We start from the raw sequence: 26,030 nt of genomic DNA on the forward strand, positions 1-26,030 counted from the left end.
TATTCTCACCGTATGGATATGCGCGCTATCCTTAATGGTGGGAATATTATCAGTTCATTTAAAATTCAAATACTATTTAACTGTATGAATAAAAGACTTCTTTTAGCTTTCGTTCTTTTGGTAAGTATGAATCTGAGCAGCATGGCACAGCTATTACCTATTAAGAATGTTCCCAGTCCGGAAATTACGAGTTTGGGCGAATATGGGACAGTTCCGGTCAGTCTATATACTGGTATTCCTGACATATCAATACCGCTTTATGAGTTGAAGGCAGGTGCCTTTACACTGCCTCTCTCGACCAGTTACCACTTGGCATCCGTGAAGCCGAATGTACAGCCGGGATGTTTGGGCTTAGGGTGGAGCCTGCAAGCGGGTGGATATATCACTCGTGCCGTTCACGGACTCTACGATGAAAAATGTGAATCTAACGGATACGCTTCCGGTTACTATGTTCATGCTTCCCAACTTCAAAACATGAATAATGCGCAATTCGTGGAGGCTACAAAACATATTGAGGGTGAAAGTGGCGATTATTATGAATTGTCCGCCGATGAATTCTCATTTAGTTTTTGCGGTTACTCCGGCAACTTTTATTACAAAGGAAACGGGCAGTGGTATGTCGTTTCGGATCAGGATATTAAAGTGGAGTTTAATCCGGCTAATGGCGAGGGGTTTATAAATTCTGAGCAGTTGAACAGCAGGATTCCGCTTAGTGGATGGGGAGTTCGATCGTACAACAATCGTTTTTTCAACAAGTTTACTTTAGTAACACCTGATGGGTGTAGATATGAGTTCGGTGGTTTGCAAGCGACCGAATATAGTGTGCCCTATTACTCTCGAAAGGATGGCGAATTGATTCCTACTTCCTGGAAGTTGTCTAAAATAACGACTGTAGACAAACGGGTTGTGGAGTTCAGCTATGATACTTCCCAGGTGATGTGTGACTTAAAATATGTCCCTCAGTGTAAAACGGTGACAGGTATACCCTGTACTCCACAAAATCCTCAAACCGGTCAGGCGGGGATGACGGGGTATTTGATTTTTCCGGCAACTATCAAGACTATAAAAACCTCCGATGAGACTTTAGAGTTTAATTACTACAATGACTATGGCTATTCTAGTTCTTTTGTCGACACCTATCTGGCATGGGGACGAAAAAACGCCTATGGACGGAAAGATATATACTCTTTCATGGAAGATCCTGCTGAGCAGTTTCATGTGTTTTTGGGTAACGGCATCGACACGTCTTCCGATTATATGTTGCGGGAAACGATTAAATCGAAACTGAGAAATCTGGTATTGCACTCTATCTACATAAAAGGAAACGCGAACCATCCTTTGAAGACTATTTATTTTGATTATGTCTACAACGAGAGAAGAAAATTGTCATTGATAACCGAACGTCCCGGCAATCCGGCAATTATTCCCATATATATACATCATCCGCATGGATATTTCTTCCTGTCGCACTATGAGGTGCCTCAATCTCCTACGGAAGGAAGTATTCAGGAATATCACTTCAATTATAATAAATCGCACCCTATGCCTTCTGATTTTGTGAGGGCGAAAACGGATTCATGGGGGTATTTTTCCGGAGGAACGGTGAGTTTCTCGTCCACACCTTCGTTTAAGGTGAAGCAGCCTTCGTTGACGTATACTCAAGCCGAAGTGCTGGAGGAGATTATCTACCCCACTGGTGGCAAAAGTCGGTTTGAGTATGAGCTGAACCGTTATTCTAAAGTTGTAAATCCATCACATACTGCCCTGGACGTGCGGAGCGGAGATTCGGGCGGTTTGCGAATAAAGAAAATGAGCTTTCTCAATCAGGCAGACAGCCTGCTAGGAATAAAACGCTATTATTATTCGGAACAGAGAAAGACGACGGAAAAGAGCAGCGGGATTGCGAAAACAAAGCCATTGCACGAAATCATTTATTACGCGGATGGCGGCATGAATCTTATATTGAAATCCGAAGGAGGATTTTTTGCAGAAGTCACCAACCTGAATTCTCCTGATGTGGGATATTCGTGCGTGATTGAGGAGGATATTGACGGGCACGGGCAGTCGCAAGGATATGTCAAACATCACTTTTCCAACTATGGCGAGGATATATACGGAATGACTCATTATGATGAACCGGCTGTTTATTCCATGCTGGTGGGGGAAGGGAGTACAAAACCATTCACAAGTCGCTCAATGGAAAGGGGGAAGCTTCTTTCTAAGGAATATTATGATGAAGACAATCAGTTGAAGAAAAAGGTGAATTATAAATATAAGGAAGTGGCGCCGGGAGCATTTGTCACCGCACATCAGAACCTTCTTATTTTCTGTTCAGACTTTAATGATTACACATGCGCGAAAGTGGGAACGCTTACCAAGACGTATACTCATGCCTGTCTGGTGGATTCGACAACAGAAGTTGCGTATGTAGCTCCTGCCGGCAAGAAAATCGTACAATATCAGGCGCATGAGTACGGCAGCCATAAATTATTGAGCAGAGTTTTGAGCCGAACCAGTGACGGGAAGGATGTCAGTACTGATTATTCTTATGCCGCTGATGAGCCGGGGAATAGCTGGATGAAGATGAGTAATGTCCTGACACCTGTTTCGCGAAAAATGGTGAGAACGGGGACACAGTTGCAAGGAGAGGAGTATATATACGGACAATCGGACGGTGTTCCCTATGTACAAATGATGTACAAAACGAATAATAATCATAAACAAAGGATGTATTTGGTTTCCCGCGTTGATAAATATGGCAATCCGATACAAATAGAAGAACAGGGTGTGCCGGTCGTATTGATTTGGGGAGCTGAGGGGCAACGAATCATAGCACGCATAGAGAACGCTACTTATCGTGACGTGGCGGACAGAATGTCTGTTTCACCCGAAAGTTTCTCTTCGACCCGATTGGATAAAATCAATTATGAAGTATTGGAAGGTATCAGACACTTGCTACCGGAATCTCATTTCTATATTTATAAGTATACATCAGACATGAGCCTCGAATCCGACACTTCTCCGAACGGATTGACCACTTTTTATAAATATGACTATTTGGGTAAACTCAGAGAGAGCTATTTAATGGAGAATAATATAAAAAAGATATTGAATATATACGATTATCACTTTTACAACAGTGATAAGGAGACTAGTAGTGATGGAGGTGAAACGATAATAAATGGAGATGCATTATGAAAAGAAACAGATTATTTGCTATTTTATTTCTGATAGTGGGAGTTGCTTTGAATCTTTCTGCCCAATCAATTCATCCGAACGACGATAAACCGTCAATGATGTTTATAATTCCGCTTTCTGACAATGAACCCAGGCATGCAAAATTGTCTGATATAGACGGTCAGTCTAATCCTGCATTCGAACCTCACGAAGGACTTTATTTTCGGATAAGTGAATCAATGAACGTTTCTATGAGATTTTCAAATATGACGCTCAAAGGTACAGGAGGAATGTATTATCCATATTTTAGAATAAACATATCGCTGATTTCGTGGGATCCTGATTCGTTTGCACTGCGGGATATATGCACGGAAAAGGTTGCTATAGGTTCATTGTCTTCTTTTTCGTATAATGACAGTGTTCTCCTTTCACCCGGAATATACAAACTCCAGCTATCTGTCGTCGGAACGCCTGTGGAGTCGGATTCTACTTCAACTTCGTGTCCCGTTCTTCCGGGAGACGCAATAGGCGTGTACCCTCCGGTGAAAGCTAGCTCGGCTGTGGCATTATTACCCGATGGAGTTACACCTGCCGTCCATCAACACACATTGTCCGTTGATTTGTGTGCGCATAAACTTGTGTTTGAGGGAGAAAAAGAACCCGATATTCCTCATCCTGACTCTCAACCTTTGCATTCCTTGAATTTCTTTCCGGGGAAAAATATGGTGAGTGTTTTTAAAAGTCGTGATGGAAGTAAATCTAATGGTTCGTTAAGTATAAGCTATTATGATGATATGGGTCGTTTGGATCAGACAGTGCGACAGAAATTTACCCCTCAGATGAAAGACCTCGTCACATGGCAGGAGTATGATTCATGGGGGCGTAAGAGTAACACGTGGCTGCCGGTTCCTGTTATGCAAGGCAGCGGGATGTCTGTCTTGAGCAGTGTGTATAAAGAACAGGCTCTGAAAACTTATGGAGGAGATACGCACACGTATACATCATACAGGTATGAAGCTTCTCCTTTGGAGAAGGTAGTCGGACAGTGCGGCCCCGGTCACGCATGGCATGAACATGGACGAATGGTGAAGACTGCGGATTTTACAAATGTGGCGGGCGATGATGTGTTGGATTGTTATAGTTTTCAAATTTTGGAAGGAGCAGGAGATTCTTTGTCGATTTTGGTGGGCAGAAGTTATCCGGATGGTAGTTTGTCGGTCGCCCGGACAGAAGATGAAGGCGGTAAAATCGTGTTTGAGTTTAAGGATAAATCCGGCAAGGTGGTATTGTTGCGGCAAGTGGATTCCGTTACAGGCAGTAAACTGGTGCTCGATACTTATTGCGTATATGATGATTTGGGTCAACTTAGGGCTGTTCTTCCGCCTGCATTGTCCGCGCATCTTTCTGTGGGCGCGGTTGAGCCCCATTTACTCGAACAATATGCTTATGTGTATAAATATGATGCTGCGGGCAATCTTTCCGCCAAGAAGTTACCGGGTATTGATTGGAACTATTACGCTTATGACCGGGATAACAGAATGATTCTCAGTCAGACCGGCATGGAAAGGGCAAAAGGGGAATGTGAGTTTTATATTTCCGACTCTTTCGGGCGTGTGTGTCTGCAAGGTGTTTGTAGAAATAAAGTATATCCATTTGAGGGGAAGTATCTGGGTAGTAGGATTACCGGCAAGTACTCGGGGGGACCGGAGTATGCAGGTTATACATTGGTTCATAGTGGTCCGGCACAACTGATTCTTGACAATCCGGAAATTCGAACGGTGAATTATTATGATAATTATAATTTTATGGATGATGAACGGTTCAGACCGGATTCCCTGTTCGCCTATACTCCAAGAACAGGCTTTCGCGAAAAGTGTACTAATCCCAAAGGATTTCTGACCGGAACGTTGACCTTGCATCTTCCCTCATCCGGTGAAACTTCCTTTCCCGATTATCAGAGGTCAGTGATGTATTATGATGAGCACGGTCGGAAGATTCAAACCGTATCGGATCATCATTTGAATGGAAGCGACCGTGATTTTTATAATTATAATTCTTTTACCGGAAGCCTGATAAGCCATTTGCACGAACATACACGTTTCGCCGCTCCTGTTTTGAGTGAATTGTATACGTATACCTATGATTCCGGCGAACGACTGACAGAAGTATTTCATAAGCTGAATAACAAACCGGAAGTTTTATTATCGAGCAATGAGTATAATGAATTGGGGCAGCTATGTACACAATCCCTTCATAATAGCTTGCTTCACACTGCTTATGAATATAATGTACGGGGTTGGTTGTCTCAAATTGAAAATCCTTTGTTTCATCAGAACATTCATTATACGGACGGTGTGGGAGTTCCTTGCTATGACGGTAATATCAGCAGTATGACGTGGTCTGCCGATTCTTTGTTTTTGCGTGGTTATCGCTTCGGCTACGATGGATTTTCACGCTTGACAGATGCTGCCTACGGTGAGGGAAGTTTTTTGAATGAGAACCCGAATCGTTTTAGCGAGCGTGTGACATCGTATGACAAGATGGGAAATATTCTAGCCCTGAAACGATACGGGCAGACTGCCTCTTCTGTATATGGCTTGATTGACGACTTGTCTTTGTCTTATGATGGTAATCAATTGAAGGCAGTAAATGACAACTCTATAAACTCGGTTTATGCTGATGGTTTCGAATTCAAGGACGGAGCAAAACAGGATACAGAGTACTTTTATGACACAAATGGAAATTTAATTAAAGATTCGAACAAGAATATTGCCGATATTCAATATAATTACCTAAATTTACCGAACCGTATAGAGTTCGAAGATGGCAGCTCTATTTCTTACCTTTATGATGCGACAGGCACCAAACTGCATGTTGTTCATAGTATCGCAGGAAATACAACTACTACCGATTATTGCGGTAATGTGATCTATGAAAATGGAATCCCCAAGACTTTATTGACAGATGCCGGATTTGTATCTTTGAGTGATAGTAAGTATCATTATTATTTGCAGGATCATCAAGGTAATAATCGTGTGGTTGTGTCCCAGAATGGGACAGTTGAGGAAGTGAATCATTATTATCCGTTTGGCGGTACGTTTGCTTCGACTTCGTCTGTTCAGGATTATAAGTATAACGGGAAGGAACTGGATAGAAAAGGCGGTCTGGATTGGTATGATTACGGGGCTAGACGTTATGATGCGGCATTGGGCAGATGGAATGCGGTGGATCCGATGGCGGAAAAGTATTATGGAGTAAGTCCTTATAACTATTGCGCGAATAGTCCGGTGAAGAATATAGATCCGGATGGGCGGACAATCGTAATTTGGTACAATGATAATCGTTCATCGTATACGTATAGCGGCGGTAATGTTACTCATCCTAATTCTTTTGTCCGGTCAGTTGTCACTGCATATCAGTATAATAAAGCCAATGGCATTAAAGCGGGCAATGGAGGCGGAGCTTCAACAGTGGCAATTGTGGAAAATACCGATATAAAAGTAAATGTGATGGAAGCGACCTATGAAGATTCATATAATCCGGATGTTGCACGTGGTGCAGGAAGTATTTATTGGAATAGTGAATGGGGAAGACAGAATGATAATGGAACAGTTAATTCTCCTGCTACCATATTTGAACATGAAGCTAGCCATGCTTTAGAGCATAAAACAAACGAACAAGCGTATGATAAAAATAGAGTGCGTGGTAGTGATTCACAATATAGGACAAAAGAAGAAAGACGGGTGATAACCGGTTCTGAACAGAAAACTTCAAGGGCTAATGGAGAAACTCGTCCCGGGCAGGTTACTAGAAGAAACCACAATGGAAGAACTGTAATAACGAAAGGAGTTACTTCAAATGTAATTGATAAAGAAAAAACACAAGTATATGAAAAAAGGAAGAAACCTACATGGAGTTCAGAATTGTAAAAGAATATATTATTATGGTTCGTTAGTTTTATTGTTTCTATTTATGACTTCATGCAAAAGTAATCGTTTTATGATTGATAGTAATGAAGTCGAAAATGTAAACTTTTGGTTTATCGGAGATGTAGATACAGACATTCCTATCACCGATTGTTTGCACATTGTGTTTGGAAACGATAGCCATAAAGTGATTATTCGTGATAGAAAGATTGTTGAGCGTTTTGTGGCTTTGGTTAATCAATTGAAACCAGCTACTCCTGATTCTTATATTGATCTTAGAGTAAGTGCACTTATAAGATTAAAAACGATAAACGGTGAAAGGCGGCCTGATATAAAAGTCTGCATTGGTGCTGGTGGATATGGAGTACTTTTAAACGATGTACTGATGAAAGGAAATCCAAAAGAACTCCAGAAGTTTGTTCAGGAAGAATTATATGATCCTCTTACTCCGTATGAATGGTTACCTGATGTTATAAAAGGATATTTAGAAGATCATCCTGAAGAAAGGAGCAAGTATTTGCCTGACGAATAAATAATTGATGAATATTTTACCCTGACATAAGTTACAAACTCTATGTCAGGGTAATTCTTTTCTATAATAAACCGAAAAGTATGCAGAAATAGTTATATTTATATGAAAAGTGTATTTTATCAGTCTTAATATTATTCGAAAAGTGTATATTTGTGGCCTGATAAATTATAGAAAAGTGTAATATGCTATATCGTAAGATTGAAAGTTATATCGAGAACTATTTGCAGACGGACTCTAACAAAGTATTGATCGTCGATGGGGCACGGCAGATAGGTAAGTCTTTTATTATCCGTCATGCCGGACAGAAACTCTATAAGAACTATATAGAGGTAAACATGGAAGAGGATAAATTGGGAGATAGAATCTTTGCGGATGCCAAGACTGTGAATGATTTCTACCTGGCATTGAGTGTAGTGGCGGGTGACAGGATGAAAGAGCGTATGGATACGCTTGTTTTTATTGATGAGATTCAGGCTTATGACCATCTGCTCACCTTGTTGAAGTTCTTGAAGGCGGACAACCGATTTACCTATATAGCGAGTGGTTCATTATTAGGTGTAACATTGAAAAATACATCTTCTATTCCTTTAGGAAGTATTGAGATTAAACACATGTATCCTATGGATTTTGAGGAGTTTATCATTGCCAATGGTATAGGTGAACTTGCTATTTCTACTATGAGGACTCAGTTTCTGCAATGCCAGTCCTTACCTGATTCTCTACATGCTAAAATGCTCGACTTATTCAAGAAATATTTGATTGTAGGCGGATTGCCTGATGCTGTGAAGACATTTGTTGAAGAGAAGAATGTGATGGCTATCCGTAAAATACAGGAAGATATTCTCACCCTTTATGGCGTAGATGCTTCAAAGTATGAAAAAGACCATGCAAAATTGAAGATACAGCGTGTGTATAGCTTGGTTCCATCCAATTTGGAGAACAAGAAAAAACGTATGGTGGCGAAGGATATTGAAGGGAAGAAAGGTAAGCGAATGGCAGATTATGAGGAAGAATTTGATTATCTCATCTCTGCCGGAGTAGTTCTGGAAGTGAAAGCTATCAGTGCTCCCAGTTATCCCTTAGTGGAGAACTGTGGCAAGAACTTGCTCAAACTCTATTTGAATGATGTGGGGTTACTCACGGGTTTGTTCTTTAAGAATAATATACAGGCTATTATGCAGGACGTACAAAGCATAAATCTAGGTTCGGTTTATGAAACGGTTGTTGCTCAAGAGTTGCGTGCACATGGATTTAATTTGTATTACTATGATAATAAAAATAATGGAGAAGTCGATTTCTTGATAGATGATGCTGATAATCTTAGTGTGATACCTTTGGAAATCAAATCAGGCAAAGACTACACTGTTCATAGTGCGCTCACTAAGTTCTTGAAAGTAGAAACATATAATATTCACCAGGCGTTTGTCCTGTCTAATGAGCAGAAGGTTTATCAGAAAAGCGGAGTTACTTATATTCCTATTTATTATATTATGTTTTTTGAGCCTGATGATGCGGTAATTGGAACGTTTTAAAGAGATTATTTGCCCTGATATAGGCTGATTAAACTCAACCGATATCAGGGCAATTCTTTTCTTCTTATTTCTTATAAACCAACTTGCTCGGCACACCGTCTCCAAACAAACTATCGCCCAGCGTTGTAATCTTGTCTCCCGTAGCCAACACATAACGCAGATTATCGCATCCCATAAATGCCCCGAACTCGATAGCTGTCACACTAGCCGGCAGTTCCAAAGTACCGCACAGGCGACCGCAGTTGCTGAACACGCGCTGTCCGATAGACTTCAGATTATGAGGCAATTTCATATTCAGCAGATACTTCTTTTGCGCGAAAGTAAAATCGGGGATAGCCGTTGCATTTGTTTTGGAAATATCGACCGATACCAGATTCGGCATATAATCGCGGATTAGTTTGAAATCGGCATTGTCCAGTTTACCTTCAACGGTCAGGAAGTTGATGTCGCGGGGTTGAAGACCTGCTTTCAGAATCTCTTCTTCCAGTTTGCCCATAAGTCCTACTTGCAAAGTAGCTTCTACCGGTTCACCTTCAATGAAAGCAAAATTCTGCCATCTGTCTTTGTAGCGGTATGAGTCGCTGCTGCCCAGCGGGACGAAGATAGCGGTAACGCTGTCTGCTAATGCTTCCGGCAACAGGTTGGGAGCTGTCTTTTTGCGAATCTGGCATATTTTCAGATTCTCGCAGCCTTTGAAAGCGGCGTCTTCGATATTCTTGGTCTTTTCGGAGAGGATTACTTTTTCTAAAGTTTGTTTGCCTTTGGTCACTCCGTCCACTACGTTGGAGAAGGCATAGGCAGGGATAAAGTTCGGCATATAAATGTAGAACTTGCCGTTGGGATAGGTTCCCGATTTCCCGCTGTACATCTTTATTTCGGCATTCGAAATATCCAGCACTTTCAGGTTATCGAACTCATCACGCAGGTGTCTGAAGTCTTCGGCGTTCAATTTTCCGGTCAGGGTGAGGTGGGTGACGGCGTTTGCTTCGTCCTCAGTCATCATGGAAATCAGTGTTCCCGGTTTGCTCACATAATACGTTTTACTCACTTGCGCTGTGGCTCCTAATGAGTTGGCAGCCAATAAGAAGCTTATCAATAGTAGTTTAAATTTCATAGTTTTGCGGATTTGTTCTGACAAATATAGGAAAAATAGAGATTACATGATGTTTTTTTATGTTTTATATCTAATTTTGTAGCCGGATTAACAAATTGTAAAAATGACGGCAGACAACATCGTAGAGAAGAAAGAGCCTAAGAGACTCCCTGTATGGGTATGCATCCCACTGTTTATTGTGGTGTTTTTGGTATTTATGGGATTGTATGGTATATTGGCTCAAGGGTTCTTGTCGTTGGTGCTTGGTGTGGAAGCACGTCATCCGGGGATGGTGGGATATATTCTGCTGGAAGGCAGTATGCTGCTGGCTGTTCTTACTGCTGCTGTCATTATGCTCCGGTTGGAGCGGCGTCCGTTCTCCGATTTGGGATTGTCCGTCAAGGGGCACGCCAAAGGGTTGTGGTATGGATTTCTGATAGCTGCTTTGCTGTATCTGGTAGGCTTCGGGTTGTCTCTGGTCATGGGAGAAGTGGAAGTGACCGGGTTTCAGTTCAAACCGTTGGATTTACTGGGGGCGTTGCTGTTTTTTCTGTTAGTCGCGCTGTTTGAAGAGATTCTGATGCGCGGGTATATCCTGGGGCATCTGCTGCATACCCGTTTAAATAAATTCCTGTCGCTGTTCATTTCGGCGGCGTTGTTCGCATTCCTGCATATCTTTAATCCGGAGATAGACTTCCTGCCGATGATAAATCTTGTGTTGGCAGGTATGTTGTTGGGGGCATCCTATTTATATACCCGGAATCTTTGTTTCCCCATTTCACTGCATCTTTTCTGGAACTGGATACAAGGCCCGATTTTGGGCTACCAGGTGAGCGGAAACGATTTCATGTCTACGATGCTGAAACTGCATATGCCCGAAGAAAATGTGCTGAATGGCGGAGCCTTCGGGTTTGAAGGCTCGCTCATTTGCACAGTACTTATGATTGTATTAACGATTCTGATAGTCTGGTGGGGAGAGAAGAGAGAGGCAATCAGTCTTGCGGTACCCCGATCATGCTGAGTTGGATACGTTTCCGGTCGGTATCTACGTTCATCACTCTCACCATGACTTGCTGATGGATGGATACAACGTCCGTCGGGTCGGAGATGAACCGTTCGGCTAGTTGGGAGAGATGTACGAGCCCGTTCTCCTTGATTCCTATATCGACGAAAGCGCCGAAATTGGTGATATTGCCGACAATGCCCGGAAGAATCATGCCTTCGCGCAAATCGGCTATGGTGCGCACGTTCTTGTCAAATTCGAATACCTTGATAGCTTTACGCGGGTCACGTCCCGGTTTGTCAAGCTCTTGCAGGATATCCTGTAAGGTGGGCAGACCGACGGTGGGAGTGATATAGTCGGAGATGTTAATCTTCTGGCGAAGTTCCTTGCCGGCTATCAGTTCGTCGACGGTACATTTCAGGTCTTTTGCCATCTGCTCTACGATGTGGTAGCTTTCGGGATGCACGGCTGTGTTGTCCAGCGGGTTCTTTGCTCCGGGGATACGTAAGAATCCTGCACACTGCTCGAAGGCTTTTGCGCCCATGCGCGGGACTTTCATCAATTCTTTACGTGAGCCGAAGGCGCCGTTTTCTGCCCGGTAGTTGACGATGTTTTGCGCCAGTTGCGGGCCTAAACCGGAAATATAGGTCAGCAGATGGCTGCTTGCCGTGTTCAGGTTGACTCCGACGAGGTTCACGCAGTTCTCTACGGTCTGGTCGAGCGCTTTCTTCAGTTTCGCCTGGTCTACATCGTGCTGGTACTGACCGACTCCGATGGATTTTGGGTCTATCTTGACTAATTCCGCCAACGGGTCCATCAGCCGGCGTCCGATGGAAACGGCTCCTCTGACTGTCACGTCATATTCGGGAAATTCGTCGCGGGCGATTTTGGAAGCCGAATAGATGGAAGCTCCCTGCTCGCTGACTACAAATACGGGAATCTGGCGGTCGAAACTTTGGCGGCTGATGAAGTCTTCCGTTTCGCGGCTTGCCGTTCCGTTGCCAATAGAGATGGCTTCTATCTGATAGGCTTCGACCATCTTACGGAGTTTTGATGCCGCCTCACTGGTTTTGTTGACCGGCGGATGCGGGTAGATATTTTCGTTATGCAGCAGGTTTCCTTGTGCGTCGAGACAGACGACCTTGCATCCGGTACGGAATCCGGGGTCGATGGCGAGCACCCGTTTTTGTCCCAAGGGAGCTGCGAGAAGTAGTTGGCGAAGGTTCTCGGTGAATACGCGGATGGCTTCATCGTCCGCCTTCTCTTTCGATTGGGCGGCAAATTCTGTTTCGATGGAAGGTTTGAGCAGGCGTTTGTAAGCATCAATGGTGGCTTCGTTCACTTGCCGGCTGCATTCGTTGTTGCCGCGTACGAACTGGCGTTCCAGGCGTTCGATGCACGCTTCGTCGTCCGGGGTGATGGAGACTTTCAGCAGTCCTTCCGATTCTGCCCGGCGGATGGCCAGCAGGCGGTGCGAAGTGCAGCGTTTCAGCGGTTCGGAGAAGTCGAAGTAATCACGGTACTTGGCGGCTTCTTCCTCTTTGCCTTTCACTACTTTGGCGCTGATTTCGGCCTGTCGGGCGAATTGGTTACGTACGGCATTACGGGCACGTTCGTCTTCGTTTACTTGTTCGGCGATGATGTCACGGGCTCCTTTCAGAGCGTCTTCCACGTCTTTCACTTCACCTTTCACGAAAGATGCGGCACGGGCGTCGAGGTTGTTTTCTCTTTGTAACATCAGGATAGTGGCAAGCGGTTCCAGTCCTTTTTGGCGGGCTGCTTCGGCACGTGTCTTCCGTTTGGGTTTGTAGGGGAGATAGATGTCTTCCAGTTCCGTCGGATTCCAGGTGTCGTTGATACGCTTTTCCAGTTCGGCGGTCAGCTTCCCCTGTTCGGTGATGGTGCTGAGAATCGTCTCTTTCCGTTTGGATATGTCGCACAACTTATCGTGTTGCTCCTTGATTTGCTCTATCTGGACTTCATCCAGCCCGCCCGTAACTTCTTTACGGTAGCGGCTGATAAAAGGAATCGTAGCACCTTCACCCAAAAGGCGGAGTGTGCTGTTTATTTGTTTTTCCGGTATTCCCAGTAGTCCGGAAATCATTTTGTGAAATAATTCCATAAACAATTTTTTGAAAATGAATGAGCGACAAAAATACATATAAATCTCATAAACCCGACAAGTTTTATTATATTTGCGGTTTAAATAAATGAATTGACACATCAAAACTGCATTATTATGCTAAGATATTCCGGGCATCTTTTTATCTTTTTCATTTGGCTTCTACAGTCAATGGAAGTTTTTGCTGTCTCTAAAGATAAGAATCCGATTCTGATTATCTGTTCTTATAATCCGGCTGCGCACCAGACTTCGGTGACGATTTCAGATTATATGGAAGAGTATAAGAAGTTGGATGGAAAGCGGGATATTATCATCGAGAACATGAACTGCAAAAGTTTCTCCGAGTCTCCTTTGTGGAGCGATATGATGACGCAGATTCTTTCTAAATATAAGGGGGAGAGCCGTCCGGCTCAGATTATTTTGTTGGGACAGGAAGCATGGGCGGCTTATTTGTCGCAGAGGGATTCGATGCAGGTGAAAGTGCCTGTGATGTGTAGCCTGGTCAGCAGCAATGTGGTGATATTGCCGAAGGATGCGATGGCGGACCTCGATAGCTGGATGCCCGAATCTGTCGATATCTTTGACGACCATCTGAATATCCCCGAACTGAAATCGGGCTTTATCAACCATTATAATATAGAGGATAATATCCGCATGATTCAGGCGTTTTATCCGAAGACGAAGCATATCGCTTTTATCTCGGACAATACCTACGGCGGAGTGACCATGCAGGCATTGGTGCGAAGGGAGATGAAGAAATTCCCCGATCTGGACTTGATTCTGATGGACGGGCGGAAACATACGATTTATACTATTGTCGAGGAACTGAGGCATCTGCCGGAAAATACGGTGATTATGGTGGGAACTTGGCGGGTGGATATGAACGAGGGATATTTCATGCGGAACGCCACGTATGCGATGATGGAAGCGACTCCCACTATTCCGGCGTTTACGCCTTCATCGGTGAGTCTGGGGTATTGGGCTATCGGCGGCGTGTTGCCGGATTATCGGAAGGTGGGCAGAGAAATGGCGATGGAATCTGTCCGGCTGGATAATCAGGCGGGCGATGTGGAGAAACATCTGGAGATTATCGGTAGTAAGGCGGTGCTGGACAGCCGAAAGGTCAAAGAGTGGGGAGTGAATCCGAACGGGTTGCCTTTCGATGTGCAGCTTGTCAATCAGCCGGTTTCGTTCTATCAGCAATATATGTATCAGATATGGTCGGCGTGTGCTTTGTTTGTGATAGTGACGTTGGGGCTGTTTATTTCTCTTTTCTTTTATTTCCGCACCAAGCGTCTGAAAGATGAACTGTTGAAGTCGGAAAAGGATTTGCGCACAGCGAAGGACAGGGCGGAAGAGTCCAATCGCCTGAAGAGTGCTTTCCTGGCTAATATGAGCCATGAGATACGGACGCCGTTGAATTCGATTGTCGGATTCTCGGATGTGCTTGCCGTAGGCGACTGTACGGAAGAGGAGCAGCAGTCTTATTATCAGATTATCAAAACGAACTCGGACTTGCTGCTTCGTCTGATTAATGATATTCTCGACCTTTCACGCCTGGAAGCCAACCGGGTGACTTTGACTTGGGAAGAGTGCGACGTGGTGCAGTTGTGCAGGCAGGTTGTCGCTTCGGTCAGTTTCTCGCGGCAGTCGTCGGACAACCGTTTCCTGTTTACTTCGGAGGTTGAGACTTACCGAATGGTGACGGACGTGCAGCGTATGCAGCAGGTGATAATCAACCTGATGTCCAATGCTGATAAGTTCACGAAAAAAGGAAAGATTACGTTGGACTTTTCGATAGATGAGGAGAAGCAAATGGCTGTTTTCTCAGTGACGGACACGGGATGCGGCATCCCGAAAGAGAAGCAGGGACTTGTGTTCGAGCGTTTTGAGAAACTGAATGAGTATGCCCAGGGAACAGGTCTGGGGTTGTCTATCTGCAAATTGATTGTTTATAAATGGAAGGGTGCTATATGGATTGATTCCGACTATACCGGTGGGGCTCGCTTCGTATTCTCGCATCCGCTAAAAATAGAAAAAGAATGAAACGGATTACATTGATTTATTTCTGGCTTCTATGCCTGGTGTTGTCGGTGGCAGCGCAGGAAAAAGTAGTGAAGCTGAAGATTGTAGAAACAAGCGACGTGCACGGCAATTATTATCCTTACAATTTTATCACCCGCCAGGAGTGGAAAGGCAGTCTGGCGCGCATCTACTCGTTTGTGCAGAAAGAGCGGCAGCAGTATAAGGACAACTTGATATTGTTGGATAACGGGGATATTCTGCAAGGGCAGCCTACCGCTTATTATTATAATTACATTGATACCGTGTCTCCGCATCTTTGCGCGGAAATGATGAATTATATGAAGTATGATGCCGGCAACATGGGTAACCATGATGTGGAAACGGGACGCGCGGTATTCGACCGTTGGATTGGTACTTGTGACTTTCCTGTATTGGGTGCCAATATCATGGATACTTCTACGGGAAAGACGCATCTTCCGCCTTATAAGGTGTTGGAACGTGACGGTGTGAAGATTGTTGTTCTTGGAATGATTACGCCCGCTATCCCGGCATGGCTTTCTGAAAATCTGTGGAAGGGGTTGCGTTTCGACGATATGGAAGAGACGGCACGCAAGTGGATGAAGATTATCCGTGAAACGGAAAAGCCGGACTTGGTAATCGGACTGTTCCATGCGGGACAGGAAGCATTCAAGATGTCGGGAAAATATAATGAGAATGCATCTTTGAATGTGGCGAAGAATGTACCAGGTTTTGATATGGTGTTGATGGGACACGACCATGCCCGTGAATGTAAGAAAGTGGTGAATGTTGCCGGAGATTCGGTGGTGGTTATCGACCCGGCAAGCAATGGGGTTGTTTTGTCCAATATTGACGTAACTGTAAGGATGAAAGACGGCAAGGTAGTGGGTAAGGATATTCAGGGAGTACTGACGGCTACGAAGGATTATGGTGTCAGCGAGGACTTTATGAAGCGTTTCGCTCCGCAGTATGAGGCGGTGCAGAAGTTCGTTTCCAAGAAGATTGGCACGTTTACCGAGGATATTTCTACGCATCCTTCGTTTTTCGGTCCTTCTGCTTTTATCGACTTGATTCATACGTTGCAGCTCGACATCACGGGGGCTGAGATTTCCTTTGCTGCTCCGCTTTCGTTCGACGCGGAGATAAAGAAGGGGGATGTGTACGTCAGCGATATGTTCAACTTATATAAGTATGAGAATATGTTGTATGTGATGACATTGTCGGGAAAGGAAATCAAGGACTTCCTGGAAATGTCGTATTATATGTGGACTAACCAAATGAAATCGCCGGACGACCATCTGCTCTGGTTCAAGGAGAAACGTCGTGAGGGTGCAGAGGACAGGGCTTCTTTCCAGAATTTCAGCTTCAATTTCGATTCGGCTTCGGGCATTATTTATACGGTAGATGTCACGAAACCGCAAGGGGAGAAGGTGACGATTGTCAGTATGGCGGATGGTTCTCCTTTCCATTTGGATAAGATTTACAGGGTAGCGCTGAACTCTTACCGGGGCAACGGCGGCGGAGAATTGTTGACGAAAGGGTCGGGGATTCCTCAGGAGAAGTTGAAGGAGCGCATCGTTTTTTCTACGGATAAGGACCTTCGTTTCTATCTGATGAATTACATCGAGAAAAAGGGAGTGATGGACCCGAAAGCGTTGAATCAGTGGAAATTTGTTCCGGAAGAGTGGACGGTGCCTGCTGCCAAACGTGATTCGGGGTATTTATTCGGGGTGGTCAATAAGTAGCCAAAAATGGTCGTTTTGTCCTGTAATATCCTATCTTGACTTGTATGTCTGATTTATTGCTGGTATATTTGTCGTAAAAAAGAGAGAGTATGGATATTCAAAGTGTTCCGAAGATTGGTATTTCTTCGGTGGTTCAATCTAAGCATCTGGATTCAAACTGCATTGATGTTATTGATAATGATATAGCGCTCTTCGATACGGAGAGCGTTGTTTCCTTATATGATGGTCCCGGTAAAATGGAAGTGTTGACGGTGGGGCTTTGTCTGGAAGGAGAAGGGGCTTTAAATATCAGTTTGCGCGAGTATCAACTGTCTCCGGGGGTGATGATGGTGGCGTTGCCGAATCAGATTATTGAACGGCGATACTTCAGCTCTAATTATAGAGGCATATTCTTTGCTGTGTCGAAGAATATATTGGAGACATTGCCCAAAGCGGGGAATATGCTTTCGCTGTTTTTTTATTTGAAGGATTACCCGTGTTTTAGTCTTACTCCGCATGAGCAGGAAGTGGTGAAAGAGTATCATGCATTTGTGAGGAAACGGCTGAGGGACAAAGAGGGTGCATATCGCAAGGAAGCCGTGATGGGATTGATGCAGGGCTTTTTCTTCGAACTTTGTAATATCTTTAACAGTCACGCTCCTGCTGCGGCTGCTGCGTCGAAAACTAAGAGCAGAAAGGAGTATATCTTCGAACGTTTTTATGAGTCTTTGGTTGAGTCTTACCAGTCTGAGCGTAGTGTGAGGTTTTATGCGGATCAGCTTTGTCTGACACCGAAGCATCTGTCGGGTGTGGTGAAAGAGGTCAGTGGAAAAACCGTGGGAGAGTGGATTGACGAATTTGTAGTTCTGGAAGCGAAAGCGTTGCTGAATTCTTCAAGTATGAATATACAGGAGATTGCGGACCGGTTGAACTTTGCGAACCAGTCGTTCTTCGGGAAGTATTTCAAGCATTATACAGGTATGTCTCCCAAGGAATACCGCAAAAGCCGATAACGGGCAGTTCTGTTATCGTTATTGAGGGCAGTTTTTATAAAACGCCGGAGCGTACGCGGCTTAATGTTTCGGGTGTCATCAGCAGGTATGAGGCTATGTATGCCAAAGGAGCCCGTTTGATGATTTCAGGGTGTGTCTCGAGCAAGAGGTTGTAGCGTTCGCGGGCGGATTCGAAGCGCCAGGAGTCTGCTTTTACCTGTGATACGATGAGGGAGTATTCCAATATTTTCTGATAGAACATATTGATTTCCCAGTTCTCTCTTGCCAGTTTCTGTATCATGTCCCGGGGGAAGAGGTAGATTATGGAAGGTTCCAGAGTTTCTACTATCAGCCGTGTAGGCACTTGCTTCAGAAAGCTCTCGATGCACATGACGATGCAACCTTCATAGGAGAAATGTTCGGTGACGTCTTTCCCATTTTTATAGTAGTATTGTCTGAGCATTCCTTTGCCGACAAATACGATTTCATGAGCTACTTCTCCTTCATTCAGCGCGATGGCGCCTTTAGGGAATTCTTCACGAATCAGTATACTTTCTATCTGCCGCCTTCCTTCTATACTCATCTCGGGGAAACGGGAGTTTACAACGGCATTTACGGTATCTCTTAATAGTGTATCCATGTCTTTTCTGTCTTGATGTGTGCAAAAATACTAAAAACGGTTGACATAAATCAAGTGTGCTGCAAAAAAGATGTATATTTGTTCTCTAAATCAAGATGTAAGACGATAATGAATAAGATTATAGGATTGGCAGTGTTACTGCTGTGTTTTTGTGGTTGTACGAGGGATAATGATGCTATATATTATCCGGTAGGCAATGTGGATGTTGAGAATGGCGGTCCGGCTATGGAAGACGGAAAGGGTGAATTGGTTGCCCGGAGTTATAATACTGAAGATTATGTGCTGGATACGGTAGCGCAATATCCGGGGGATCCTACCCTCGGCAAACTGACGTTTATGGTGAATCTGAAAAATCAGTTGGCTGATGGTCAGGTAGCCGACGGGTTTAATGGAATCGGTAAGTCGGGATTGACGATGAGTCTCGGCTATAAGGATGGCAATTATCCGGAAGAAAGCCAGGTTCCTATCTATACCTCGCCAAATGTGACTACGGCTTATGCGGTCAAACTTCGCTTGAAAGGCGAATTGGCCTTGTCGGGGGATGAATGGATGATCGACTTTGTTTATGCCCAACTGGCGAGCTTATTCCAACCGTATCCACCTACATCTTTCCCGGAAGTCTTCATGTGTAAAGGCGGGGAGCAATCTTTTGCCTATTTCGACTCTTTCCGCAGAATCTGGACGTTCGATATAGAATATGATCGTTCCAACCTTTCTTTCAGCCAGCTATATTTCAACTTATTCGTGAATCTGGCAGGGCAGAAACGGGAAGATAGAATTCGGCTAAGGATTGATAAGGAGTCTTTCTTTGAGATATATAAATTAGAAGAGGGAATGTAGTTAGAACTACAATTGACATTTTTTCTTTTGAAGATACCCGTTTATAATGTCTAAAAAACGATACTTTGATATAGATATAGGGCAATAAAAAAGCCTCTTACTTATTGGTAAGAGGCTGATATTCATATAGTAGTGGGTACGAGAATCGAACTCGTATTACATGCGTGAGAGGCATGTGTCCTAACCGTTAGACGAACCCACCGGAGTTTTTATTGATTTAAAAAGAGCTAAGTCTTGAAACTTAGCTCTTTTTTATTTTTAGATTTTGCGGAAGCTGGGGGATTCGAACCCCCGGTACCCTTACGAGTACGTCAGTTTAGCAAACTGGTGGTTTCAGCCACTCACCCAAACTTCCTTGAACCCGCATTCTCTCTCAAATGCGGTGCAAAGATAGGGGGAAGTTTTCGACTATGCAAATCTTTTAGCAAGATTTTTTTTACCGTTTTTTCGATAAATGAGGTAACCTGCTATGTTTCAAATGTTAAACAATAGATTTTTTTTTCATTGTCTTTGTTTTTTTTGTTGGCAGGGAAAGAAACTGAAACATATTGACGCTATCCGCTCACGATAGTGACGGCATCTTTATAAAATAGGGTAACTATGTTGACTGGATATTGACGCTATATGGACGAAGAAAAAAGAGCATAAAAAAAGGCTATCTATCCCAGACAGCCAATCTTTTTTGTTAACCTTAAATCTAATACTATGAAAAACACATTGCAAATATACGGACTTCTGTGAAATTAGCAAGTAAAACAAGGAAAACCGCATGCTTTATAACATTGATTAAATATTTGATTCTTCAATTCTATTTTTATTAAGTTTTTCGGCGCTTTGAACGTTATATTCCCAATATTTATCACATAATTTCAGATAACTGGTTTCAGCACTTTTTCCACCTAAGGAAATGGCATACATCTTAGTCTGTCTGGCTTTTGCCCGTTCTATGCTTTGGGCTAACATATTATCAACGGGACGCATTTCAAAATCGGATACTGTGATAATGTCTGCTTCCATATATCCTTCTTCGCTGATTTTCCGCAAAGCATGAGTGATGACAGGTTCCATATCTGTGCCGCCATGAAAAGACTGGCTCAGGAAATCGACAAGACGGTCGAAGCTACTTCCCAAATCAGTAATTTCGATACATTCAATATCATCCGAGAAAAGGATGATATAGCATTTCCGATGTTGCACTTCTGTCAGTTCGGCAATGGCAAGTAATGTTGACTTGGCGATTCTTTCCCGTTCTCCCGCCATGGAGCCGGAAGTGTCCAGGCAAACGATGAAAGGACCTTCGGCTTCTTCGGAGATTTCATTTCCTGCTGTTTGCTTGTCATTGATTGCTTGCTTTTCGTGCGATTGGTAATCGATTACTTGAAGCCTCTTTTCTATAAAACGTTCGAAGAATACGGTTTGCAGGCTTTTTTCTGCAAGGTAACAATATTCGAGAGGGAGAAGGCTGTTCAAATCGTTTCCTTCACAAATGCCTGTAATATCACTGCGTGTGGCATGAGATACGATTTGCTCCCGATGGATTCCCGCAGTCATTTTGAAACGTTTCCGTTTGCTTTGATGCTTCTTTCCCAATATCTCCACCAATTCGCGGATTGCCGGATTCCGTTTGATGGTTTCTTCGTATTCCAGGATTTGCTCCGCTATCTGTTTGTGGTTACGGAGCAGCCAGACGAGGCGTGAACCGCCACGTACCGGAAGGTTTTTGGAAAGCGATAGCTGAAGACGATGAAAGTCATCACAGAGTTGCTCTATATGCTCCATTTGGTAGTTGAATTCGTTGTTCGAGAGCAACGTATGCCATTTGTCGAAAAAGAGAGTTCGCAGAGCTTTCCATTCCTTGGAGCGCGGGCTGATTACAGCGAAACGCTGGAGATAATATTTCACGTTCAGGTCTACCAGGTGGTATTTCATGGAAAAGGGATAAGCACTGTTTTTCAGAAATTGAAGAAATTTGGCATCGGACGCTTCATCCATTTCGTGAAAATATTCCCATTGCGATGCATAACGGGAGTAGAAATCCTGTAAAGAGGGCTGTGTGTGACGAAAATACTGATGAATATCCGCGTCCAGTTCTTCGGGGCGGATAATCAAGTTGTGCAGTTGTTCATCGTACACATCATAGGCTATTCTTTGCAATTTCTCGTAATAAATATCCTGCAGGTACTTAAGCCTGATACTCTCTGTTCTCTTGTTCATGGGCATGGGCGATGATGCGGAGCTCGTTCCGATAGTTTTCGATGATATGTGCGGTTTCTCCTAAAATCCGTCTTATCTTGCTTTTCTGTGATGGACTTAGGAAAAGATGTTCTTTGGTGTATGCAGTCTCCCGTTCCGAAATAGTCTTATATTCGACTTCCATTTGTTGGAGCAGGTCGATGACTTCCTGCAGGGTGAATTCGAACGGAGTGCTGTCATCTTGCTGTGCCGGCAGAGGGTCACAGTTATCGTAGCATAAGAGTGGATACTCCTGATTATTGACAAAAACAGAGCGTCTTCCTTTTCGGAGAGAATAGATATTCTTTTGTGCAATATTCCTGTTTTTTACAAAGTCGTAAGCTTTCAAGATTTTGTTGACAGGGCGGAACTTGTCTTGCTGGATGTAGAATAACCGGTTACTGTCTTTCTTCAACGATTGATAGTCTGAAGCAAAGATGAGCAGATTGCCGGCGATATGATAGCCTTCGATACGATGATAGAATGTATCCACTATCTGAATTCCCGGGTCGCTGAGTTCCCGCAGACTATGTTCGGATTTCATATTCTCCTTCAGGGCATCCAGTTTTTGCTCCAGTTTTTTTTCGCCGAGCAGATAAGTGTTGATACCCCGTGCGATGGACTGCTCCACCATTTCTTCGACAATGGGCAATTGGGAGACTTCATCCCACAGGCAGGTGCTCATCAGGAGGCAATCGGAGAAGTGTATTCCCGGTGACTCGTTCAGATAGGCGGAAGTGCGGAGCAGGTTTACTATTTTCTTCCAGCGACGGTCGGATATATAGATGGACGGGGTATTTTCATCGCGTCCTGTGTTGTACTGCTCTATTTCTCGTTTGATATTGTGAATCAGTTCGAAGATTGTATAGTGGATTCCTACTTTCTCGCTTTCGGTTTGTATCTTGGAGTATAACTCGTCATCTATCTGAAGTTTCTCCGGAATTTCGGGTTCAATCTCTCTCGTGGAAGAAATCATCTGGTCGAAAGCGTATTCCTGCTCGATGCATCCTACAAACTGGCGGACCAGAAAACGATCGTACAATGCTTCCAAGCCCTCACCTTTGGCGGGTAGTTCGTTGGAAGCGGCAATCAGGGCTCTCAGAGGTACGCGTACCGTGAACTGTCCGTTGCGATATATCTTTTCATTGATAACCGTCAGGAGTGAATTCTGAATGGCAGGTCCGGCTTTCCATATTTCATCCAAAAAGACAATCGCTGCTGTGGGCAAATATCCTTTTGTGATACGCTCGTACGTATCTTCGTCTTTCAACTTGGATATGGAGACAGGACCGAATATCTCGTCCGGTGTACTGAAGCGGGACATCAGATACTCGAAAGCGTCCGCATCCTTGAAAGCAAGTTTGAGCCTGCGTGCCACCAGACTCTTGGCTACCCCCGGAGGGCCTAACAGGAAGATGCTCTCACCTGCCATGGCCGACAGCAGGGAAAGCGCGATGGTGTGTTCCTTTTCAAATACTCCCTCATTGAGAGACTTCAGTAATTGGGTGATATGCGATTTGATAGACTTCATGCGACAGATGCTTTTATGTGTTGTCAGTGGGGGACAAAGATACAAGAATTCCTTGAAACGGACTTCATCGGCTCCGGAAGCTTTAGGGAATTTCCTCCCGACAAGTAGGAATTTTCAGTTTTATGGGGAAAATTCATTCTATACTTTTGTCATATCGAAAGATAAATGATAGATAATAAACCATTAAAAATAAAGGAATATGAAAACGAACACATTCAAATATGCAGGCTTGGCCTTGATGGCTGTATTGATGATAAGCCTTACTTCTTGCGAAGTGGAAATTGACAGTTTTTATGATGATGATAATATTAGCGGAGGCTATTACAATCGTTCCGTCGATTTATGTAGCCGTACGTGGGTAAGTTCTTATTGGGATATAGATGGTAACTATTGCCGTCAGGAACTCGATTTCTTCTTGGACCGTACAGGCATTGACTATTTACGGGTGAAATATCCCAATGGATACGTAGAGGAGTTTGAATATAAATTTCGTTGGAGCTGGGATAATTACGCACAGACCTCTATCCGTATGTCTTATAGACCGAACGATGTTTCATATTTGGATGATGTATATATCGGTGGTAACAGGCTGAGCGGTTATCTGGACGGGCGGAATAATTATGTGGAATATCAGGGAAAAAGGTAGAAGAAACATTCGTTGAAAAGTCGGTAAGTATCAATATGCGGGTAAAAAGGGAGAGGATAATAATGTGAAGACAGGAGTAACGTTAGGATTAAAAACAAAATAATAGGTAAGGCGGTAAAAGGGTTGCCAATAAGATTTCAGGATATAAGAACCGGACCATGTATGGGGCGCGAAATGAAAGCTAAAAGTTTTGAATGGGACTAAATAGTTTTTATCTTTGCGCCCTATTAGTTTGAATATACATGGAGTGGTTATATAGCTTATTTATCGAACATTCTGCCTTACAGGCTGTTGTAGTACTTTCGTTGATTTCAGCGATAGGCTTGGGTTTGGGAAGAGTGCATTTCTGGGGAGTCTCCCTGGGAGTCACTTTTGTTTTTTTTGCGGGTATTCTTGCCGGACATTTCGGGCTTTCGGTGGATGCGCAGATGTTGAATTATGCAGAAAGTTTCGGGCTCGTCATTTTTGTTTATTCCCTCGGTCTGCAAGTTGGTCCCGGTTTTTTCAGCTCTTTCCGAAAAGGGGGAGTGACGCTGAATATGCTGGCGTTGGGAGTCGTTCTTTTGGGAACATTGTTGACGGTGGTGACCAGTTATGTTACAGGTATATCACTTCCCGATATGGTTGGTATCCTTTGTGGAGCGACAACGAACACCCCGGCGTTGGGAGCTGCGCAGCAAACCTTGAAACAGATGGGAATGGAGAGCAGTACGCCTGCCTTGGGGTGTGCCGTAGCCTATCCGATGGGGGTAGTCGGCGTAATTCTTGCCGTTTTATTAATTCGCAAAGCACTAGTCCGTAAAGAAGATTTAGAGATAAAAGAGAAAGATGACGCGAACAAAACTTACATTGCAGCGTTTCAAGTACACAATCCTGCTATTTTCAATAAGAGCATCAAAGATATAGCTCATATGAGCTATCCGAAGTTTGTCATCTCCCGTTTGTGGCGGGACGGGCACGTCAGCATCCCGACTTCCGATAAAGTATTGAAAGAAGGAGACCGTTTGCTGGTGATAACAGCGGAGAAAGATGCCTTAGCTTTGACCGTACTTTTCGGTGAGCAGGAAAATACGGATTGGAACAATGAGGACATTGACTGGAATGCGATTGACAGCGAACTGGTTTCCCAGCGTATCGTCGTCACCCGCCCTGAATTGAATGGTAAGAAACTGGGCTCACTCCGCTTGCGAAATCACTATGGGATTAATATCAGCCGTGTTTACCGTTCGGGCGTGCAGTTGCTTGCTACTCCGGGACTGATACTTCAGTTGGGCGACCGGCTGACGGTAGTAGGAGAGAAGGCAGCCATTCAGAATGTGGAAAAAGTATTGGGTAATGCTGTCAAAAGTTTGAAAGAGCCCAATCTGGTGGTTATATTTATCGGTATCGTGCTGGGTCTGGCGTTGGGAGCTATTCCTTTTTCCATTCCAGGTATCAGTACTCCAGTGAAGTTGGGCTTGGCGGGCGGACCGATTATCGTAGGTATTCTTTTGGGAACGTTCGGGCCGCGGATACACATGATTACCTATACCACCCGCAGTGCAAATCTGATGTTGCGTGCATTGGGGCTGTCTATGTATCTTGCTTGTTTGGGGCTGGATGCCGGAGCACATTTCTTTGATACTATCTTCCGTCCGGAAGGTCTGTTATGGATTGCTCTAGGAGCCGGATTGACAATTATTCCGACAGTTTTGGTAGGCGTCATAGCCTTCAAGATGATGAAGATAGATTTTGGTACGGTATCCGGCATGCTGTGCGGAAGTATGGCTAATCCGATGGCGCTGAATTATGCCAATGATACAATTCCCGGTGACAATCCGTCCGTGGCTTATGCGACAGTATATCCGTTGTGTATGTTTCTGCGGGTGATTATCGCACAAGTGCTGTTGATGTTCTTACTCGGTTGAATATAATTTTATATGAAAATTATGAACGGATAAATAAAAAAACGCTATATTTATCACAAATAACCGAATCGTATGATTCCAAACAAAGAA

Annotated in this window: 16 protein-coding genes and 2 tRNA genes; 11 read left to right on the top strand and 7 right to left on the bottom strand. The window is 43.9% G+C overall.

The window, feature by feature from the left end; translation table 11 throughout:
- Positions 1-84: 84 nt before the first annotated feature.
- The 4 genes from ACGHVY_RS05575 to ACGHVY_RS05590 all read left to right on the top strand — a co-directional run bounded on the left by ACGHVY_RS05575 (position 85) and on the right by ACGHVY_RS05590 (position 9,167).
- Positions 85-3,198 (top strand): hypothetical protein, encoded by a 3,114-nt coding sequence (locus ACGHVY_RS05575; protein ID WP_390597704.1) that lies wholly within the window; start codon positions 85-87, stop codon positions 3,196-3,198.
- A complete protein-coding gene (locus ACGHVY_RS05580) occupies positions 3,195-7,106 on the top strand; it encodes a DUF6443 domain-containing protein (protein WP_390597706.1) in 3,912 nt (1,303 codons plus the stop codon). Before ACGHVY_RS05575 ends, ACGHVY_RS05580 begins: the two co-directional genes overlap by 4 nt.
- Positions 7,066-7,635, top strand: a complete 570-nt coding sequence (locus ACGHVY_RS05585) for a hypothetical protein (protein WP_390597708.1) — start codon at positions 7,066-7,068, stop codon at positions 7,633-7,635. Before ACGHVY_RS05580 ends, ACGHVY_RS05585 begins: the two co-directional genes overlap by 41 nt.
- Positions 7,636-7,817: 182 nt before the next feature.
- Complete coding sequence (locus tag ACGHVY_RS05590) at positions 7,818-9,167, top strand: ATP-binding protein (protein WP_390597710.1); 1,350 nt, start codon at positions 7,818-7,820, stop codon at positions 9,165-9,167.
- Positions 9,168-9,231: 64 nt separating this feature from the next.
- On the opposite strand, the gene ACGHVY_RS05595 is transcribed toward ACGHVY_RS05590, so the two are convergent.
- Positions 9,232-10,281, bottom strand: coding sequence for a leucine-rich repeat domain-containing protein (locus tag ACGHVY_RS05595; protein ID WP_195407077.1), 1,050 nt, complete (start codon positions 10,279-10,281; stop codon positions 9,232-9,234).
- Between the two features lie 103 nt (positions 10,282-10,384).
- Between ACGHVY_RS05595 and ACGHVY_RS05600 the strand changes: the two genes are divergently transcribed.
- On the top strand, positions 10,385-11,281 hold the full coding sequence (locus ACGHVY_RS05600; protein ID WP_390597713.1) for a CPBP family intramembrane glutamic endopeptidase: 897 nt from the start codon (positions 10,385-10,387) through the stop codon (positions 11,279-11,281).
- Here the strand turns inward: ACGHVY_RS05600 and ACGHVY_RS05605 are convergent.
- Positions 11,253-13,385 carry a Tex family protein gene (locus ACGHVY_RS05605; RefSeq protein WP_390597715.1) on the bottom strand — a complete coding sequence of 711 codons (2,133 nt, stop codon included), beginning with the start codon at positions 13,383-13,385 and terminating at the stop codon, positions 11,253-11,255. The genes ACGHVY_RS05600 and ACGHVY_RS05605 overlap by 29 nt on opposite strands.
- Before the next feature lie 117 nt (positions 13,386-13,502).
- Here ACGHVY_RS05605 and ACGHVY_RS05610 point away from each other — a divergent pair, with 117 nt between their 5' ends.
- The 3 genes from ACGHVY_RS05610 to ACGHVY_RS05620 all read left to right on the top strand — a co-directional run bounded on the left by ACGHVY_RS05610 (position 13,503) and on the right by ACGHVY_RS05620 (position 18,165).
- Positions 13,503-15,431 (top strand): HAMP domain-containing sensor histidine kinase, encoded by a 1,929-nt coding sequence (locus ACGHVY_RS05610; RefSeq protein WP_308744849.1) that lies wholly within the window; start codon positions 13,503-13,505, stop codon positions 15,429-15,431.
- A complete protein-coding gene (locus ACGHVY_RS05615; protein WP_390597717.1) occupies positions 15,428-17,173 on the top strand; it encodes a bifunctional metallophosphatase/5'-nucleotidase in 1,746 nt (581 codons plus the stop codon). The genes ACGHVY_RS05610 and ACGHVY_RS05615 overlap by 4 nt, the downstream gene beginning before the upstream one ends.
- Before the next feature lie 89 nt (positions 17,174-17,262).
- The gene (locus ACGHVY_RS05620; protein WP_390597719.1) at positions 17,263-18,165 is read left to right on the top strand and encodes a helix-turn-helix domain-containing protein; all 903 of its coding nucleotides are present in this window, start codon (positions 17,263-17,265) and stop codon (positions 18,163-18,165) included.
- A gap of 34 nt (positions 18,166-18,199) precedes the next feature.
- On the opposite strand, the gene ACGHVY_RS05625 is transcribed toward ACGHVY_RS05620, so the two are convergent.
- Positions 18,200-18,784: a cyclic nucleotide-binding domain-containing protein gene (locus tag ACGHVY_RS05625; RefSeq protein WP_308744846.1), complete on the bottom strand. Its 585-nt coding sequence runs from the start codon at positions 18,782-18,784 to the stop codon at positions 18,200-18,202.
- A 15-nt stretch (positions 18,785-18,799) separates the two neighbouring features.
- On the opposite strand from ACGHVY_RS05625, the gene ACGHVY_RS05630 reads away from it, so the two are divergent.
- Positions 18,800-19,624: a DUF3845 domain-containing protein gene (locus ACGHVY_RS05630; RefSeq protein ID WP_390597722.1), complete on the top strand. Its 825-nt coding sequence runs from the start codon at positions 18,800-18,802 to the stop codon at positions 19,622-19,624.
- A 130-nt stretch (positions 19,625-19,754) separates the two neighbouring features.
- On the opposite strand, the gene ACGHVY_RS05635 is transcribed toward ACGHVY_RS05630, so the two are convergent.
- From ACGHVY_RS05635 to ACGHVY_RS05650, 4 genes are all read right to left on the bottom strand, one after another.
- A tRNA-Glu gene (locus ACGHVY_RS05635) sits at positions 19,755-19,826 on the bottom strand.
- 66 nt (positions 19,827-19,892) lie between these two features.
- Positions 19,893-19,979, bottom strand: a tRNA-Ser gene (locus tag ACGHVY_RS05640).
- 431 nt (positions 19,980-20,410) lie between these two features.
- The gene (locus ACGHVY_RS05645) at positions 20,411-21,838 is read right to left on the bottom strand and encodes a VWA domain-containing protein (protein WP_390597724.1); all 1,428 of its coding nucleotides are present in this window, start codon (positions 21,836-21,838) and stop codon (positions 20,411-20,413) included.
- The gene (locus tag ACGHVY_RS05650) at positions 21,807-23,387 is read right to left on the bottom strand and encodes an AAA family ATPase (protein ID WP_390597726.1); all 1,581 of its coding nucleotides are present in this window, start codon (positions 23,385-23,387) and stop codon (positions 21,807-21,809) included. Before ACGHVY_RS05650 ends, ACGHVY_RS05645 begins: the two co-directional genes overlap by 32 nt.
- 199 nt (positions 23,388-23,586) lie before the next feature.
- On the opposite strand from ACGHVY_RS05650, the gene ACGHVY_RS05655 reads away from it, so the two are divergent.
- The gene (locus ACGHVY_RS05655) at positions 23,587-24,033 is read left to right on the top strand and encodes a hypothetical protein (protein ID WP_308746444.1); all 447 of its coding nucleotides are present in this window, start codon (positions 23,587-23,589) and stop codon (positions 24,031-24,033) included.
- A 242-nt stretch (positions 24,034-24,275) separates the two neighbouring features.
- Positions 24,276-25,940, top strand: coding sequence for a putative transporter (locus ACGHVY_RS05660; RefSeq protein WP_390597728.1), 1,665 nt, complete (start codon positions 24,276-24,278; stop codon positions 25,938-25,940).
- Positions 25,941-26,030: the final 90 nt, after the last annotated feature.

The organism is Bacteroides sp. f07, assembly GCF_042854785.1.
Classification (GTDB): Bacteria; Bacteroidota; Bacteroidia; order Bacteroidales; family Bacteroidaceae; genus Bacteroides.

What these genes read in the sequence shown, in the direction of transcription:
- ACGHVY_RS05615 (WP_390597717.1), top strand. Translation starts at nt 15,428, where the DNA reads ATGAAACGGATTACATTGATTTATTTCTGGCTTCTATGCCTGGTGTTG.
- ACGHVY_RS05630 (WP_390597722.1), top strand. Translation starts at nt 18,800, where the DNA reads ATGTGTGCAAAAATACTAAAAACGGTTGACATAAATCAAGTGTGCTGC.
- ACGHVY_RS05590 (WP_390597710.1), top strand. Translation starts at nt 7,818, where the DNA reads ATGCTATATCGTAAGATTGAAAGTTATATCGAGAACTATTTGCAGACG.
- ACGHVY_RS05625 (WP_308744846.1), bottom strand. Translation starts at nt 18,784, where the DNA reads ATGGATACACTATTAAGAGATACCGTAAATGCCGTTGTAAACTCCCGT.
- ACGHVY_RS05610 (WP_308744849.1), top strand. Translation starts at nt 13,503, where the DNA reads ATGCTAAGATATTCCGGGCATCTTTTTATCTTTTTCATTTGGCTTCTA.
- ACGHVY_RS05580 (WP_390597706.1), top strand. Translation starts at nt 3,195, where the DNA reads ATGAAAAGAAACAGATTATTTGCTATTTTATTTCTGATAGTGGGAGTT.
- ACGHVY_RS05645 (WP_390597724.1), bottom strand. Translation starts at nt 21,838, where the DNA reads ATGAACAAGAGAACAGAGAGTATCAGGCTTAAGTACCTGCAGGATATT.
- ACGHVY_RS05650 (WP_390597726.1), bottom strand. Translation starts at nt 23,387, where the DNA reads ATGAAGTCTATCAAATCGCATATCACCCAATTACTGAAGTCTCTCAAT.
- ACGHVY_RS05655 (WP_308746444.1), top strand. Translation starts at nt 23,587, where the DNA reads ATGAAAACGAACACATTCAAATATGCAGGCTTGGCCTTGATGGCTGTA.
- ACGHVY_RS05575 (WP_390597704.1), top strand. Translation starts at nt 85, where the DNA reads ATGAATAAAAGACTTCTTTTAGCTTTCGTTCTTTTGGTAAGTATGAAT.
- ACGHVY_RS05595 (WP_195407077.1), bottom strand. Translation starts at nt 10,281, where the DNA reads ATGAAATTTAAACTACTATTGATAAGCTTCTTATTGGCTGCCAACTCA.
- ACGHVY_RS05620 (WP_390597719.1), top strand. Translation starts at nt 17,263, where the DNA reads ATGGATATTCAAAGTGTTCCGAAGATTGGTATTTCTTCGGTGGTTCAA.
- ACGHVY_RS05585 (WP_390597708.1), top strand. Translation starts at nt 7,066, where the DNA reads ATGAAAAAAGGAAGAAACCTACATGGAGTTCAGAATTGTAAAAGAATA.
- ACGHVY_RS05660 (WP_390597728.1), top strand. Translation starts at nt 24,276, where the DNA reads ATGGAGTGGTTATATAGCTTATTTATCGAACATTCTGCCTTACAGGCT.
- ACGHVY_RS05605 (WP_390597715.1), bottom strand. Translation starts at nt 13,385, where the DNA reads ATGGAATTATTTCACAAAATGATTTCCGGACTACTGGGAATACCGGAA.
- ACGHVY_RS05600 (WP_390597713.1), top strand. Translation starts at nt 10,385, where the DNA reads ATGACGGCAGACAACATCGTAGAGAAGAAAGAGCCTAAGAGACTCCCT.